Source organism: Acinetobacter sp. ANC 5414 (assembly GCF_013004295.1).
In the GTDB taxonomy this organism is placed as follows: domain Bacteria; phylum Pseudomonadota; class Gammaproteobacteria; order Pseudomonadales; family Moraxellaceae; genus Acinetobacter.
Genome location: NZ_JABERM010000010.1, coordinates 147,025 through 163,277, shown reverse-complemented (window position 1 = coordinate 163,277; position 16,253 = coordinate 147,025). Strand labels below are relative to the sequence as shown.

The following is a 16,253-nucleotide window of genomic DNA, read 5'->3' as shown; positions in this document are numbered from 1 at the left end:
TTTTTTTTGCCTATTTTTTTAGATGTTAGCCGCCAAATTCAACTGTTGATTCAATGCTGCAATCATATCGGCACGGCTAATGATCCCGACCATTTTTTGGTTTTCTACCACCGCAATATAATTAAATGAACTTTCCACAAAATACGCTACCAAATCCTGAATCGGTTGCTCCGGTTTTACCGTAACCACTTGACGTACCATAATATCCTTAACCTGACGTTGCCATGTGGTTCTTAAGTCTGTTGCCCGTTTAAACCACTCTACCACTTCATATAAAGCCAGCGTGCCTACCAATTGCTGCTGGGCATCAACCACAGGCAAGCTCATTAAATTCATGTGCTTGAATTTATCAAGAGCCGAATGAATATCATCGTTTTCATCCAAGCTAATGACATCTTTGGTCATGATATCCTGACACTTGAACTGGCTCACTGCTCTCGCATTGGCTTTTTCCTGCGCCGCTAAAATAATTTTTTGTAAGTCATATTCACTGATATCCAACAGCTCAGTTTGTTGATCCAACGTTTCCTGAATATCATGTGGCTGAATCGTGACTTTTTGGGTGGGCGTTGGGTCTTTAGAACGCTGGTTGATTTGTGCGACTTGCGGATATTGCTTGCCTAGCATGCGATTAAATACAATCGCAATCATCATTAATAAAAGTGAATTCAATAAAACTGGATAAAAGATAAAGTTGTATCCAAGCTGGTGTACCGCTTCCCCACCCAATACCGCTGTAATCGCCACTGCACCACTAGGTGGATGCAAGGAATCTGTGGTCATCATCAGAAAAATGGACAATGCCACCGCCACACTAAAGGCTTCGGTCAAGTTGGGAATATACATCGCACAGGTCACACCAATTATGCCTGCAATGCTATTTCCGACCACCATATTCCACGGTTGAGCCAATGGACTGGCAGGTACGGCAAACAGCAACACGGAAGATGCCCCCATGGGCGCAATATACCAGGCGTTGATATCGCCTAACACCCACCAACTGATCAGCGATGAAAGTGCAAGTCCGATCAATGCGCCTATGCCACACAGTAGGCGGTCTTTTAGCGGAAGGACTTTGAAATTGGGTTTTAAGGTATTGAGCCATTCAAGTTGTGGATGAAACACAGCACGCCTTTTGTGGTTTTTAAGTTGAATATGCGGATTATAGAATGATGCTGCATAAAGGTGTATTTATTTTATATCTTTCCATTATCAATTTATTGATAGATTTTTAAACTAAAAAATATCCATCTTGTTGGTAGCGACCATGAGGATTTTGCAAAATTTATCATTCATGATCTACAGCGATTTAAACAAGATAACGATACACAGCGAACGCTCTACATTGCTTTAAAATATGTACTTAGCAGCACTTTTAGTCCTTTAAATGGCGGCTAGTTATCTGACTTCTGCGTAATAATCGGCTCAATTTTTATTAGCTCGATCTCGCCATAGAAGGTCGAAAATGCCACATCTCCAGCATCGACTCCAGTGCCAATTCGAATTAAATTTTCTACAGGTGCCAATCGGGTTGGATCAAACAACACCCATCCACCCTCCAAATACGCTTCAAAAATAGCATGAAAATCCGGTAGAAATTTTTCAATTTCCACATAACCGACCACCATGCGTGCCGGAACTCCCAAGGCACGGCACAGCGCAATGCCTAAATGGGCAAAATCACGACACACCCCAGCCCGATGGATGAGTACGTCTGTCGCTGTTGTAAATTGGTCAGAGCTGCCAGAAACATAAAAAATGTTGTTATAAATCCACTGCTCAATGGCTTTAACTCGGCTATAGCCCGGTATCATCCATCCAAAGGATCGGTTCGCCATTTCTACGAATAAATCTGAATTACAATAACGACTAGCCAGCAAATAAGGCAACACCTCATCGGGTAAATCTGGAATTGCCACTTCACTGAGTTTTTGCAGAAGATCTGCATTCTTTACAGGATGACGTTCAACTATCGCACTGTAGTTCACTTCAAAATTATCACAAGCTTCGGCATGCAACCTGATATAACGGTTTTGCTGGCTCGGATCGTGAAATTCACGCCATGCGACAGGCGAATTAAACGTCAGTTGTTCTTCAATAATGGTTTGATCAGGATGATGTGCAACATGCATCAGAAAAATGAATTCTGTGGCTTGGACAACCTTGTATTTTAAGTGGCACTGAATTTTACAAGTTGTCATGAACGTCCTTATTTTTTAAGCATTATTTTATTCTATGCAGATTAAACCAATTTCATCTAAATAAGCGGATGAGATTCGTTTATCTTTATCACCATTTCATTTAAATAATGCTATACATCTGATTTATTCTTGGTTTTTAGCTCAGCGTAAATCGGTCATCAAACACAAAATGACAGGATGCAAATAGATAACCGTTATCTTTCGAGGGCATTTTGATTTTTTTCAAAAAAGTGTCGGCGCATTAACCCTTTGCCACTCCTCTGGAAAATCCTTATAATTGAACACAATTTTTTTCTAATTTTAAGTGGATGACCATGAGTCGCGCCATATCGCATATTGATACCTTCCAAGGCTTAATTCTTGCCTTACAAACTTACTGGGCTGAACAAGGTTGTGTCATTTTACAACCTTACGATATGGAAATGGGCGCAGGCACATTCCACACTGCAACCTTCCTTCGTGCTTTAGGGCCTGAAACCTGGAATGCCGCTTACGTTCAGCCTTCACGCCGTCCGAAAGATGGCCGTTATGGCGAAAACCCGAACCGTTTGCAACACTACTACCAGTTCCAAGTCGTGCTTAAGCCAAACCCAGACAACATCCAGCAGCTCTACCTCGACTCGTTAAAAGCGATCGGGATTGACCCGCTGGTACACGACATTCGTTTCGTGGAAGACAACTGGGAATCTCCAACACTAGGCGCTTGGGGCTTAGGTTGGGAAGTTTGGCTTAACGGTATGGAAGTGACTCAGTTCACTTACTTCCAGCAAGTCGGTGGTGTTGAATGTTACCCGGTGACAGGCGAAATCACTTACGGTCTTGAACGTCTGGCAATGTACTTGCAAGGTGTAGACTCAGTTTACGATTTGGTTTGGACTAAAGGTCAGTTTGGTACAGTAACTTATGGCGATGTGTTCCATCAAAATGAAGTGGAACAATCGACCTATAACTTCGAATATGCAAACGTTGAAAAAATGTTTGAATTGTTCGACTTCTACGAAGCTGAAGCGACGCGTTTAATTGAAGCAGAACTTCCACTGCCTGCCTATGAACAAGTCATCAAAGCTTCTCATAGCTTTAACTTGCTTGATGCACGCGGCGCGATTTCTGTGACTGAACGTCAGCGTTATATTTTACGTGTCCGTACTTTGGCGCGTTCAATTGCAACAAGTTATGTGGCTGCACGTGCGAAACTTGGTTTCCCAATGGCAGAACCAGAACTTCGTGATGAAGTCTTGGCGCAGTTAAAAGCACAAGTTGAAGCAGAAGCAAAAGTTGAATCTAAGGAGAGCAAATAATGTCTAAACATACAGTATTGTTCGAATTAGGCTGTGAAGAACTTCCACCAAAAAGCTTAAAAAAATTACGCGATGCACTATCTGCTGAAACTGAAAAAGGCTTAAAAGGTGCCGGTCTTGCTTTTGATGCAATCGAAGCGTATGCAGCACCACGTCGTCTAGCACTTAAAATCGTGAATGTTGATGCTGCTCAAGCAGATACACAAAAACGTTTCGACGGCCCTGCAAAACAAGCAGCATTTGATGCTGATGGCAACCCAACGAAAGCCCTTGAAGGCTTTATGCGTGGTCAAGGCATCACCGTTGATCAAGTATCGACTTTCCAAGCAGGTAAAGTTGAAAAAATTTGCTACTTAAAAGACGTCAAAGGTCAAAGCCTTGATGTACTTTTACCGCAAATTTTACAAGCTGCGCTAGACAATCTTCCAATCGCAAAACGCATGCGTTCTGCAGCAAGCCGTACTGAATTCGTACGTCCGGTAAAATGGGTGGTGTTGTTAAAAGACAACGATGTGGTTGATGCAACCATTCAAGATCACAAAGCAGGTAACGTGACTTATGGTCACCGTTTCCACGCGCCTGAAGCGATCACACTTGCAAATGCAGATGCATACCTAGATGCACTTCGTAATGCTCACGTTGTGGCTTCTTTTGAAGAGCGTCAAGCGATCATCGACCAACAAGTGAAAGCTCTTGCTGATGAAGTAAATGCGATTGCGATTGTGCCAAGCGATTTACGTGACGAAGTAACTGCATTGGTTGAATGGCCTGTTGCGCTTCGTGCGAGCTTTGAAGAACGCTTCCTTGCTGTTCCTCAAGAAGCACTCATCACGACAATGCAAGACAACCAAAAGTACTTCTGTTTGGTAAATAGCGACAATAAACTGCAACCGTACTTCATTACTGTGTCAAACATCGAGTCGAAAGACCCGACACAAATCATTGAAGGTAACGAGAAAGTTGTTCGTCCACGTTTGTCTGATGCTGAATTCTTCTTCTTGCAAGATCAAAAGCAACCGCTTGCATCGCGTAAAGAGAAACTTGCGAACATGGTGTTCCAAGCAGAATTAGGTACGCTTTGGAACAAGTCTGAACGCATTGCGAAATTGGCTGTTGCGCTTGCGCCAATTACAGGTGCTAACGCTGCTGATGCTGAAAAAGCTGCCCTTCTTGCAAAATGCGACTTAACCTCTGAGCTTGTGGGTGAATTCCCTGAACTTCAAGGGATCGCGGGTACTTACTACGCACGTCTTGAAGGCGAAAATGCTGAAGTGGCAGAGTCTTTAGGTGAGCAATATCTTCCTAAGTTCGCTGGTGATGTTTTACCTAAGACTAAGACAGGTACAACTATTGCCCTTGCCGACCGTTTAGACACATTGACGGGTATTTTCGGGATCGGTCAAGCGCCTACAGGTTCTAAAGACCCATTTGCACTTCGTCGTTCTGCCATTGGTATTCTTCGTCTTGTGACTGAAAACGAGCTTAATGTGTCAATTGAAGACCTGATCAAACTAGCACTTGCTGCGTATGGCGATGTATTGAAAGATCACGAGAAGACTTTAAATGATGCTGTTGCATTCTTAGAAGGTCGTTACCGTGCGAAATACGAAGACCAAGGCGTTGCAGTTGATGTAATTCAAGCCGTTCAAGCGCTCTCACCAAAATCTCCGCTTGATTTTGACAAGCGTGTAAATGCGGTCAATCACTTCCGCGCATTGCCTGAAGCTGCTGCACTTGCTGCTGCGAACAAGCGTGTTGCGAACATTCTTGCGAAAGAAGCTACACCTGAAGGCGCTGTGGTTGAAGCGAACTTGGTTGAAGATGCTGAAAAAGCGTTATTCGCTGAACTTGCGAAAATCACACCTGTGGTTGAACCACTATTTGCTGCGAAAGACTACACTGCTGCGTTGTCTGCTTTAGCTGCACTTCGTGCACCTGTAGATGCGTTCTTTGACGGTGTCATGGTCATGGCAGATGATGCTGACTTAAAAGCAAACCGTTTACGTATGCTTGCGCAGCTTCGTGACTTGTTTACAGCTGTTGCTGATATTTCAGTGTTACAGCATTAAGCTTTAATTGGTTGTAAACTAAGAAGAACCCCGCTATAAATGAGTGGGGTTCTTCTTTGTATAAGACTATGAAATTATCACAACCACAAAAAGTCGCAGAATTTTTAAAAACTCATCCAAATCAAAAATTTAATTCTCGCGAAATAGCTGAAGCTATTATTCAAATTTACCCTGAAGATTATGAATCAAAAAGATTAAATAACCGATTTGAATCTGAAGCAGATTTTATCCAACAAATTGTTCGTGAAATTAGCAGTACGGCTAAAACAAATATTCAGAAAATTTCCCCTTATATTCACATTCGTGATCTACCAAGACCTAGAGTTTTTTAGTTCAATCCCCTAGAAATCTTTGAATCAGAATTCCACCTTAACAATTCACTCATTTCAGATGCAATAGAACCTAATGATGAATTATTAGTTAAAACTGATCGATTATCGGAACATGATCTCTACCCTATTTTAATAGAATTTTTAAATTCTGAACTTGGTCTGTATTGTCTTAGAATAGATGAAAAACGTTCAAGGAATTCACGAGGACAAAATGGCAATCAATGGCTACATCCTGACATTGTGGCAATGCAAGCATTAGACAATCGTTGGCACGATCTAATCAAAACTTGCGTAAAAAATAGTTCTGGTCAAAATGTAAAATTATGGTCATTTGAAGTTAAGAGAGAATTAAACAGTTCCAATATTCGAAGTAGTTTTTTCCAAGCTGTCAGTAATTCTAGTTGGGCTAATGAAGGCTATCTAGTCGCAACGTCAATTTCAACAAATGAAGTTGAAGAGGAACTCCGTATGCTTTCTGCACTTCATGGTATTGGTGTAATAATTTTAATCCCTGAGAACCCAACTGAAAGTGAAATCTTACTTCCTGCTCGTCGTAAACCTGAAGTCGATTGGCAATCAATTAATAGAATCGTGAATGAAAATTCAGATTTTAAAAATTTCATCGAACTAGTCTCTATTTATTATCAAACTGGACGTATTCGTTCTCAGGATTGGAATAGATAGTTTAGAGCTATAGGCATTTTTTCTCCAATTCCCTATACTCAAGCTAACAATACTCAACAAGAAAGAATCATATGAAATTTAAAACGCTTATTCTCTCTGGCTTCGCGTGCTTATCTCTTACTGCTTGTACTTCTGCTCCTAAAATCCCACAACTTGAAACTGGTGTATTACAAGAAGTTCAAAACCTGAAGGTCTATCCAGATACGGTCGATAACAAAGCCAAACTCACTAAATTTATTGATAAATGCGTGATTGAATTTACCGGCAACCTTGAAGCAGGAAAATCGATAGAGCACTGGTCATTTAAGGGCTTAACCCTTATTTCAGGTGGTTCTACAACATTCGCTCAAGACGGCTCAAGCACGGCAACAAATTTCGACCTGCATGCTCCAGACGTACAACACAATTTCCTTGCCTTACGCCACAACTTTCATAAAGACGCTTTAGCTCAATGTAACTAAGTGACCGAATACCTTACCCGATTCATTTAATCAATCCCCCATCTTTCACCTATAAAAGATGGGGGATTTTTTTTGTTTCTCATTTTTCTAAAATACACAGCAAATGTATATAGATGTTGTAACGCTGTATTAATTTCGCCACATTTCCACTTACTTAAAAAATTTACCATTACAATAAAAATAATGATGTAGAACCGAAACTACAGGCAAAAACAGGAATAAAACGCACAATGAAAAAGATGAAAACTGCATTAATTATGGGCGCAATTTTAGCTTCAACTCCGCTTTTTGCTCAAACCACAACAGCAACCGAAACGGTGACTCAAACACAAAGTCAAGCTGCGCCTTATGGTGACAACCCGAATATTTTTAAAGTGATTACCCACAAGGCTCAAGCCACGGTGCAAAACACCGCTGAAAAAGTCGATCATGCAGCGCAAAAAGGGATCGCGAAAGTAAAACCTAAAGTGCAAAATGCCTGGGAAGAAACCAAAGAGTTTGCCAGTGAAAAATCAGTGATTGCGATAGAAAAAACTCAAAACGCTGCAGTAAAAGTGAATAAAAAACTGAATGAAACCAAAGAGGGCCTGATTGGCAGTCCGAATGATCAGCCTGCACCTATTATTTCGCACCCTTTGAGTCAGTCATCCACAGGGATTGAGTCTGTACCCGCTCAACAAGCACCATCTACTCAAATACAGCCGCTACAAAATAATAGAACCACAAACTTATAATCAATCTGCCTTTCCCTTTTAACAGAGGGCTAAAGTGAGAGTGGTTTAATTCACCTGTCGAATCGGCTGTCCGGCTTTAAACGCTTCAACATTGTCTAGCATCTGCTGCACAATGCGTTGTCGTGCATCGACACTGCCCCACGCGCTATGTGGGGTAATGATTAAATTTGGAATATCATCTGCCAACAGCACATTGCCCTCATTCGGTGGTTCAACCGTAAGAACATCTGTTGCAGCCCCTGCAATTTTGCCTTGGCGCAAAGCATCTGCAAGTGCTTGTTCATTAACAATGCCACCACGGGCACAATTAATTAAAAATGCCGTCGGCTTCATCGCATCAAAAGCTTGCGCATCAAGCAAGTCTCGGGTAGGTTCGGTTAAAGGACAATGTAGGCTCAGAAAATCCACTTGCGGCAATAAATCCTCAAAAGCAACCCGACTGCTATCCGATGATGGGCGATTTGCTAAAGCTCCCACCAGTACGTTCATTCCAAACGCTTGCGCCAGTTTCGTAACTGCGTGTCCCAATTCCCCGTAACCGATAATCCCTAAGGTTTTGCCTTCCAGTTCAACAATTGGAAAATCCAACAGGCAGAATTGTGAGGCTTTATTCCATTGCCCTTGCTTTACTGCGCTGTCATATTTGAGTAATGAGGTCGCTAAAGCCAACATTAGGCTTAAAGTATGCTGTGCTACAGCAGCAGTGCCATAACCCTGACAATTACACACCACAATACCCTGTGCACGTGCTTGAATCAGGTCAATATTGTTGGTTCCCGTTGCGGAAATTAAAATCAGTTTCAAATTTGGACAGTGTTGAATCGTTGCTGCATCAACCAGCACTTTATTACTGATGATGACATCTACATGTTGTACACGTTCTAAAACCTGAGCTGGACTCGTGCTTGGAAAAAGGGTTAATTCATCAAAAGCCGCTTTGAGCGCACTAAAGTCCAAATCATTTTGATCGAGCGATTCATAATCTAAAAATACGGCTTTCATCAGGCGCTCCTTGACTGGTTCAGATGGGGATCTGAAAAATGACTGACCTTATATTAAAAGCCAAATTTGCGCGCTTTTTCAATTAAATTCAGGTAGCAGATATGAAAAAACCCACTATTTAGTGGGTTTTTTCATATCTGCTACCTGAATCGATTTGCGAATTTCAAAAAAGACATAGATTGCCAGGGCAAACACCAGCAACAATCCCCCGCCCATAATCATATAAGTCGGATCTGGACTCTCGGCAAATGCGTAAGAAGGTAGGGATATAGAAATTAGGGTTAAAAGCACAGCCGGTATAAAATTAACTTTCATCCTTAAGCACCTGATCTGTTTACGTGTTTATTTATTTTTCAATCTTCAGCAAATATTTAACTTGCCTTATATTTTCTATCTTAGACCGATTAAAATATAAAGCAAGTGGTCAAAAATCAGACCAAAGCCGAATTTCTATTAAACAGTAACAGCATTCTCGGTTGGGCTTAAGGAAGCTAAGGCTGGGGCACGAATTGGGCGGTTTCAGGACTATCTTCAATAAAATCATGACCTCCAAATTCATTATTGCTTAAATTTAAATGCTTATAACTGAGCAAATAAAAATCGCTATATTTTTTGATCACAATCGGATGCATTCCCACAGTTAAAGGCTCCTGCTCTTTAAACAGCTTCATGACCTGCCGATCATTCATTGCCACAATATAGCGTTGGTCATTTAAATTGATTTGCACCAAACCACTGCCTTTGGCAAAAATAGGAATCAGAAATTTATGATTTAAGGCAATTGCACCGGCGGCATAACTTTCAATTTTCTGGCTGATCACATTAAATACCAAGCCATGACCAAAACAGTCCATCAACAGGCTGCTGTTTTCTTGCGGCAGATTGACCTGTATACCCAGTTTCAGTAAGTCTTGCTGACTGACTTGCTTGTTGCTGAGCAATTCTCGCAACAAATTCTGTTTTAACTTGGAATCAAAAAACTGGTTATCCAACTGCAGGTCATTATTGATTAAAATCGAACCCAGAGCATTGCGGTGTCGCGGCAATAAGTTTTCAATGACTTTACGATAATAGAACTTGCTGCTCTTTTTGACCTGACGTATTTTTTTATAAAAATAGGGTTCATCAAATTCATGCAATAAAAAGTCATGCAGTAATTCTGAACTGGCCAGAACAGCAATCGCATCGTGCCCGGTAAAGGGCAATTTCAAAGTCTGAATTTTAGGCAAGACTTGTTCAAGTTTTAAATATTGTGCACGATCTTCGACACAGTACGGATCATAAACCACAATGTATTCACGCTCGGCGGAAACATCTTCAGGCTGCACCTGCATATTGGCATTTAATTCCGCATGGAAAAACATGTTATAGCGAGGGTCTTCCACATCTTCAGGATTAATTGAATACTGCGGCACCAATGCAACCACACGTTTTAAATCGAGCAAATTGGAATATTTGATTGCAGCATAACCGCCCATTGAGCCACCATAGCCAATGCGGGTTTTAAACGGCGCAATCAGTTCCTGAATTTCGGCAAACATCTGTCGCATTGAGCTTTCAGGAAACCACGATTTCTGCTTGGGCATAATGCCAATCACATTAAAATCATGTTTATGCAAGGATTTTTCGGCATTAATCGACAGCCCTTTGGCGCGGGTAATTAAATCGCCAAAAGAGAAAATCAGCTCATCCGATGAACCTTTTAGGAATATTGCACGAATTTGTTCGTCTTCAAAAATAATGTGTTTTTCCATTTCCACACCGAAGCAAATCGGCCCTTGTTTTTTACAGTCAATAAAACAAATAGACACCTTGCCTATTTACGAAAAGCGACTATGTTATTTTATAGATGCCAAGAATATTAGAAAGCGCAAAATATGACACAATCACTTCATCCTGCCGCTCAAAAAGGCTTCAGTTCTGCTGCAGAACTTTATCAGCAGGTGCGTCCGGGTTATCCTGCAGAGATCGTGAGTTGGCTGCAACATCAGCTGCAACTGGGCGCAAATTCACAGGTCATTGATCTGGGTTCTGGCACGGGCAAATTCTTACCCTACTTACAACAGATTACTTCGCATATTATCGCGATTGAACCGGTTCAGGAAATGCTGGCACAGTTGCAACATGCATTTCCCGATATTCAAACCCTACAAGCCTCCAGTGAACAGTTACCTGTGGCTGCACATAGTGTTGATACCGTGATCTGTGCTCAATCCTTCCACTGGTTTGCCAATCTTGAGACTTTACAGCAAATTCACCAAGTCTTGAAACCCTCCGGACATTTGGCACTGATCTGGAATCAACGGGATATAAACGTTGACTGGGTTAAGGCACTGGCCGATCTGATTGAACCTTTGGAGGGTAACACACCGCGTTATCATAGTGGAAAGTGGAAAAATGTATTTGAGCAGCAATCATTATTTCAGTTAGAAAATGTCCAGACTTTTCAGCAGCAGCATGTCGGTACAGTAGAAAATGTGGTGTCTAAACGTCTGCTTTCCACCAGTTTTATTGCCGCGCTGCCTGAGCAAGAACAACAGCAATTAAAAGCTTTATTTGAACAGATGGTCTTCAGCTACACTGGTAAATATCCACAAGATGAAATTACCTTCCCTTATATAACCTATGCCTATGATTTTAAAAAAATTGATTAGAAATAAGGAATCATCATGAAAAAACTTCAACTGAAACAACTTGGTTTGCCTGTTTTATTATGTTCAAGCGTATTCCTGACGGCCTGTGATAACAGCAAAAATACAGCCACTCAAAACGATAAAATTCAACCTGAAGATAAAGTCATGCAGGAGTTGATTACCGAACCAGTCAAGGCGTTTGAGAAAACGCCAGATGATCAACATGATATTGCCTTACTCACCGACTTCGATACGCGCTTCACCCAAATGAGTGATGACATGGAAGATGAGCTAACCAAAATGCACGAGGAGGGATCCTTAACCGATGAATTTGTGCATAATCGCAAACGTGACAATGTTCAGTCGGCATTGAACATGTTGAAAGAACTGGATTTAAAAACCCAGCAAGGCCGCTATATTCAAGGTTTAATTGCAGAATACTGGCAAACTCAAGCCAAATTGTATGATCAGCATAAAGATAAAAAAGTGGATGAAATGAAAAATTCAGGCGATCGAGTCAAAGGTTTAGGTAGTTTTTTACATGCCCAAGATCAGCTTGAACATTGGCAGTCACAATATCCGAAAATGGACTAAGCTGAAACAAAAAAAGCTGAAGCAGCTAAATCCGAGACAACTCAATCTAGCTACTAAAATCAGGTGCATAAAAAAGGGATCATTTGACTCCTTCATCTTTATTATAATGGCTTAGGGTTGCTTATCTATTGTGGCAGGCCATTACAAATGGTCTCTCATTCGACTTTGGAAGCAATGTTGTCAATCATTTCACCCTGAATTTCATAGCACAAACCGCCGCACAAACGACTTTCTGTAGATGGTGTGGCTTCTGATATAGGTATGCATTTTTATGATGACCGAGTGTGAAAATTAGCATGCTTAAAATTGCAGTCCAAAATCATCCCTGCTATATATTTTCAAGATAGTCATGTACACCTTCACCCGCAGCACGACCTGTGGCAAAACATGCAGTTAATAAATAACCGCCTGTCGGTGCATCCCAATCCAGCATTTCTCCGCAACAGAACACATGCGGATTTGACTTTAATTGCAGCTGTTCAGACAACACATCTCGTTTGATGCCACCGGCACAGCTAATGGCTTCTTCTATAGGACGAAAACCCTGTAAAGGAATAGGCAAATGTTTAATCTGCTGTGCCAAAGCTCGTGGATCATTCCACACATCTTTAGCCACCAATTCACGAACCAGATTGGCTTTGGCAGGATCTAAACCGGCTTTGCGCCAGACATTACTTAAAGACTGCTTTTTGCTCGGTTGTAATTTTTGCGCGAGTTGCTCAACCGTCTGCTCTGGAATTAAATCCAAATAGAGTTGCATGGCATGACCATTTTTAAGCTGCTGACGTAGCGCGCGACCCTGTTTATAGATCAGACCGCTCTCTAAACCATAATGGCTAATCACAATATCGCCCATAGTTTTGGCTTCACCTTCGACCCATGCTTCAACCCGCTTTAAAGGCTGACCAAACACCGGTTGCATAAACTTGGACCATGCTCGTTCCACCCCGGCATTACTGGCCTGAAAGGCTTCAATTTCATCCTCAGATAACCATTTCTGCCATGCCCCGTCGCTGCCGAGTCGTGACCATGACACTGCACCACATGCCATCACAATGGCATCAAACTGCTGTTCAGTAATCTGTTGGTTCAGCAAATTTTTAACTTTAAGTATTGAACCTTCTAAACCCAGACATTGATGACGATAATGAAAAATTACACCTTGTTCGACCAATCGTTTTAACCAGGCACGCAGCAATGGCGCAGCTTTCATTTCAACGGGAAATACCCGACCGGATGAACCGATATAGGATTCAATCCCTAAGCCCTTCATCCATTGCTGAATCCATTGGGCATCCCACTGTTTTACCCAAGGTGCAAGCCAGTCCACTTGATCATAGCGCTCTATAAATTGAGCTACAGGCTCGGCATGGGAAATATTTAAGCCGGTTTTTCCTGCCATTAAAAACTTACGTGCTGCCGAGGGTTTCTGTTCATAAACATGCACATCGTAACCGTACTGACTCAAGACTTCCACAGCCATGAGTCCAGCAGGACCTGCCCCAATAATTGCAACACGTTTTTTCATAGCCAACTTATTCAGCATCTTTTACATCAGCTTCTGATGCAGTTTCGATAACCGTATTTTGACCTTGCAGCGGCATAAAATCATCAAAACGGGTGGTATAGCCTTCTGGCTTGGTGATGATCAATTGCTGACACAATTCACCGCGTTCCAAATATTTAATTTCAAAATGGGTACGTGCTGATGTACCTGGAATCACTTCTTTAACAAAAGGTAATTTCCACACCTCAATCAACTGTTGCTGCGCTTCTTCTATATATTCAGGAATATTACTGGCCAAAGTCACTGTGCCACCGACCTGTAAACGTGACAGTAAAAATTCAAAAAATGGCATATTCAACCAACGCTGCGCTGGGTTATGCGGTTCAGGATTTGGATATAGAATAAAAAATTGCTGCACTTGCCCAGGATTCAAGGCATGAACGATCCATGGCATGGCATCGGCATGAATGACTTGTAAATTGGCTTGCCCTTCTAAAGCATGCTGTTTTTGCATCGCCACATATTTTTCAGGGGTGCGTTCAATGGCAATCAGTTTATTTTCGGGATGCTGACTCGAAAAAAGCAAGGCATGTTTACCTTTACCTGCACCAATTTCCACACAAATTGGCTCTGGGCTAATCATTTGAAAATCACGAGGCGCATGCATACGCTGTGCTTGAAATTGACGAATTGGCATAATCAGATCAAACTAACAAAAATCCGCTCAAGTCTAGCAAGAGCGACTGAGTTTGACTAATCGAATCATCATTTTTATCCGGAGAATAAGATGCCTCGCACTTTTCCTTGCCCGCGTTGTGGTAAACCTTCGACTTGGGAAGGCAACGAGTTCCGTCCTTTTTGTTCAGAACGCTGTAAAATGATTGATCTAGGCGCTTGGGCAAATGATGAATATAAACTGCCTACTCAAGATGCACCGCAAGCGGATGGCAGTCGTGAAGATGATGAATTTTAATTATTTCAAAAAATTGCACATATAAAAAAAGTCTGCAGATGCAGACTTTTTACTACCAAATTCCAAGTATCAACCCGCTTTGCCCGCAACAAAGGGATTATGCTGTTTTTCAAAACCAATGGTACTGATCGGGCCATGACCTGAAATAAATTGAGTTTCATCTGGCAGACTAAAACATTCACGCTGAATCGAATCGAGTAGTTGTTGATGATTTCCACGTGGAAAGTCGGTACGGCCGATCGAACCTTTAAACAGCACATCACCCGTCCATAATAGAGCATAATTTTTGTTATAGAACATCACGTGACCCGGAGTATGACCCGGGGCAAAACGGACTTCAAATTCTTCATCGCCCAGCTTTAACACTTCTCCGCCTTCAAGCCATTGGGTAACGTCCACTTTTTCTGGAATAGGAAAGCCATAACGCGCTGAAGCCTCCTGAATCATGTCCAGCCAAAAAGCATCTTCTTTATGCGGACCAATCACAGGAACATTCCACACTTTGGTTAATGCTCCCACTGCCCCCGCATGATCAAGATGGCCATGAGTCAACCATAAAGCTTTCACGGTCAAACCGAGTGCTTCAACTTCAGCTGCTAATTTTTCAGGCTCACCACCCGCATCAATCAAAACTGCTTCTTTAGTTTCTGAATCCCAAACAATTGAACAATTTTGCTGAAATGCCGTGACAGGAACAATTTTGACTTGCAACATAATGGCGAAACCTCGGTGAAATTAGTGGGAAAATGTCTGCGTTAATGCATCAAGATTAGCTTGAAGCAAAGTTGTGAGCAATGCTATATGATCTGCACGGGTATTTAATGCAGAAATATAAGCATATTGCTCCCCTCCCCCTGACTTAAAGGTTTCAGCATTTTGCAAAGCCAGTTCCTCTAGAGTCTCGAGACAATCCGCCGAAAATGCCGGACTTAGTACTTGTACTGATTTCACCCCTTGTTCTGCCCATTCTTTTAACAGCTGATCAGTATACGGTTTAATCCACTCTTGCTTACCAAAACGGGATTGGAAACTGACTGCCCACTGATCGTCCTGTAAACCCAAAGCCTGCGCCACAAGTTGCCCGGTAATACGACAACGGTCTGCATACGGATCACCCTTATCCGCATACGGCTGTGGTATACCATGGAATGACATCAACAGTTTTTCTGCAGCACCATGTTCAGCCTGATAATCCCGCACACTTTGCGCCAAAGCCTGAATATATAAAGGGTGCTGATAATAATCACGAATAATCGACAAGCCGGGTAAATTGCGCTGGGTCAGTATCCACTTGGCAACCGCATCATAGAGTGGAGCGGTAGAGGTTGCCGAATATTGAGGAAACAGGGGAAGTAAAATAATGTGATCTTGTGGATTTAAACTTAATTTTTGCAGCAATTCTTGAATACCCGGATTGCCATAACTCATGGCAGGGACAATATTTAATTCAAATTGCGGATAGTGCTCAATTAATTGCTGTTGAACCGCTTTAACTTGTTCCAAGACAATTTCACGCATCGGTGAATCTTGCCCCCAGACCATTGCATAAGCATGAGCCACACGCTTGGGACGAAACGGTAAAATAAACAGTCTTAAAATGATTTGCCAAACGGGTTTTGGAATTTCAATGACCCGCTGATCAGATAAAAACTGCTTCAGAAAACGACGGACTGCAGGAACAGTGGGTTCGTCTGGCGTACCCAAATTGGCTAAAATAATGGTGACTTTCGCTTTAGGTGCAGAAAACATCAAACCCTTTCCAATA

General features: G+C 41.9%; 18 protein-coding genes. 9 read left to right on the top strand and 9 right to left on the bottom strand.

The window, feature by feature from the left end; translation table 11 throughout:
• Positions 1-18 precede the first annotated feature (18 nt).
• Positions 19-1,125, bottom strand: a complete 1,107-nt coding sequence (locus HLH18_RS06525; RefSeq protein ID WP_171546224.1) for an HPP family protein — start codon at positions 1,123-1,125, stop codon at positions 19-21.
• A gap of 269 nt (positions 1,126-1,394) precedes the next feature.
• Entirely contained in the window at positions 1,395-2,201 is an 807-nt protein-coding gene (locus HLH18_RS06520; protein WP_171546223.1) for a transglutaminase-like domain-containing protein, read from the bottom strand.
• A 314-nt stretch (positions 2,202-2,515) separates the two neighbouring features.
• On the opposite strand from HLH18_RS06520, the gene glyQ reads away from it, so the two are divergent.
• The 6 genes from glyQ to HLH18_RS06495 all read left to right on the top strand — a co-directional run bounded on the left by glyQ (position 2,516) and on the right by HLH18_RS06495 (position 7,779).
• Entirely contained in the window at positions 2,516-3,499 is a 984-nt protein-coding gene (glyQ, locus tag HLH18_RS06515; protein WP_171546222.1) for a glycine--tRNA ligase subunit alpha, read from the top strand.
• On the top strand, positions 3,499-5,568 hold the full coding sequence (gene glyS / locus HLH18_RS06510) for a glycine--tRNA ligase subunit beta (protein WP_171546221.1): 2,070 nt from the start codon (positions 3,499-3,501) through the stop codon (positions 5,566-5,568). The genes glyQ and glyS overlap by 1 nt, the downstream gene beginning before the upstream one ends.
• Positions 5,569-5,636: 68 nt before the next feature.
• Positions 5,637-5,900, top strand: a complete 264-nt coding sequence (locus HLH18_RS15995) for a hypothetical protein (RefSeq protein WP_250852381.1) — start codon at positions 5,637-5,639, stop codon at positions 5,898-5,900.
• A 246-nt stretch (positions 5,901-6,146) separates the two neighbouring features.
• Positions 6,147-6,584, top strand: a complete 438-nt coding sequence (locus HLH18_RS15990) for a hypothetical protein (RefSeq protein ID WP_250852380.1) — start codon at positions 6,147-6,149, stop codon at positions 6,582-6,584.
• Between the two features lie 71 nt (positions 6,585-6,655).
• Complete coding sequence (locus HLH18_RS06500; protein ID WP_171546220.1) at positions 6,656-7,045, top strand: hypothetical protein; 390 nt, start codon at positions 6,656-6,658, stop codon at positions 7,043-7,045.
• Positions 7,046-7,275: 230 nt separating this feature from the next.
• Positions 7,276-7,779: a hypothetical protein gene (locus HLH18_RS06495; RefSeq protein WP_171546219.1), complete on the top strand. Its 504-nt coding sequence runs from the start codon at positions 7,276-7,278 to the stop codon at positions 7,777-7,779.
• Positions 7,780-7,824: 45 nt separating this feature from the next.
• On the opposite strand, the gene HLH18_RS06490 is transcribed toward HLH18_RS06495, so the two are convergent.
• The 3 genes from HLH18_RS06490 to HLH18_RS06480 all read right to left on the bottom strand — a co-directional run bounded on the left by HLH18_RS06490 (position 7,825) and on the right by HLH18_RS06480 (position 10,535).
• The gene (locus tag HLH18_RS06490) at positions 7,825-8,781 is read right to left on the bottom strand and encodes a 2-hydroxyacid dehydrogenase (RefSeq protein ID WP_171546218.1); all 957 of its coding nucleotides are present in this window, start codon (positions 8,779-8,781) and stop codon (positions 7,825-7,827) included.
• 114 nt (positions 8,782-8,895) lie between these two features.
• Entirely contained in the window at positions 8,896-9,096 is a 201-nt protein-coding gene (locus HLH18_RS06485) for a hypothetical protein (RefSeq protein ID WP_171546217.1), read from the bottom strand.
• A gap of 176 nt (positions 9,097-9,272) precedes the next feature.
• Positions 9,273-10,535, bottom strand: coding sequence for a hypothetical protein (locus HLH18_RS06480; protein ID WP_171546216.1), 1,263 nt, complete (start codon positions 10,533-10,535; stop codon positions 9,273-9,275).
• 123 nt (positions 10,536-10,658) lie between these two features.
• Here HLH18_RS06480 and HLH18_RS06475 point away from each other — a divergent pair, with 123 nt between their 5' ends.
• Both HLH18_RS06475 and HLH18_RS06470 read left to right on the top strand, forming a co-directional pair.
• Positions 10,659-11,435 (top strand): class I SAM-dependent methyltransferase, encoded by a 777-nt coding sequence (locus tag HLH18_RS06475; protein WP_171546215.1) that lies wholly within the window; start codon positions 10,659-10,661, stop codon positions 11,433-11,435.
• Between the two features lie 15 nt (positions 11,436-11,450).
• Positions 11,451-12,008, top strand: coding sequence for a hypothetical protein (locus HLH18_RS06470; RefSeq protein WP_171546214.1), 558 nt, complete (start codon positions 11,451-11,453; stop codon positions 12,006-12,008).
• Between the two features lie 328 nt (positions 12,009-12,336).
• Here the strand turns inward: HLH18_RS06470 and HLH18_RS06465 are convergent, their stop codons facing one another.
• Together HLH18_RS06465 and HLH18_RS06460 are read right to left on the bottom strand one after the other, a co-directional pair.
• On the bottom strand, positions 12,337-13,536 hold the full coding sequence (locus tag HLH18_RS06465; protein WP_171546213.1) for a TIGR03862 family flavoprotein: 1,200 nt from the start codon (positions 13,534-13,536) through the stop codon (positions 12,337-12,339).
• A gap of 7 nt (positions 13,537-13,543) precedes the next feature.
• Positions 13,544-14,218, bottom strand: a complete 675-nt coding sequence (locus tag HLH18_RS06460) for a class I SAM-dependent methyltransferase (RefSeq protein ID WP_171546343.1) — start codon at positions 14,216-14,218, stop codon at positions 13,544-13,546.
• 84 nt (positions 14,219-14,302) lie between these two features.
• Between HLH18_RS06460 and HLH18_RS06455 the strand changes: the two genes are divergently transcribed.
• A complete protein-coding gene (locus HLH18_RS06455; RefSeq protein ID WP_131287726.1) occupies positions 14,303-14,488 on the top strand; it encodes a DNA gyrase inhibitor YacG in 186 nt (61 codons plus the stop codon).
• A 69-nt stretch (positions 14,489-14,557) separates the two neighbouring features.
• Here the strand turns inward: HLH18_RS06455 and HLH18_RS06450 are convergent, their stop codons facing one another.
• A complete protein-coding gene (locus HLH18_RS06450) occupies positions 14,558-15,202 on the bottom strand; it encodes an MBL fold metallo-hydrolase (RefSeq protein ID WP_171546212.1) in 645 nt (214 codons plus the stop codon).
• Between the two features lie 21 nt (positions 15,203-15,223).
• Positions 15,224-16,237 carry a ferrochelatase gene (hemH, locus tag HLH18_RS06445; protein WP_171546211.1) on the bottom strand — a complete coding sequence of 338 codons (1,014 nt, stop codon included), beginning with the start codon at positions 16,235-16,237 and terminating at the stop codon, positions 15,224-15,226.
• Between the last annotated feature and the right edge of the window lie 16 nt (positions 16,238-16,253).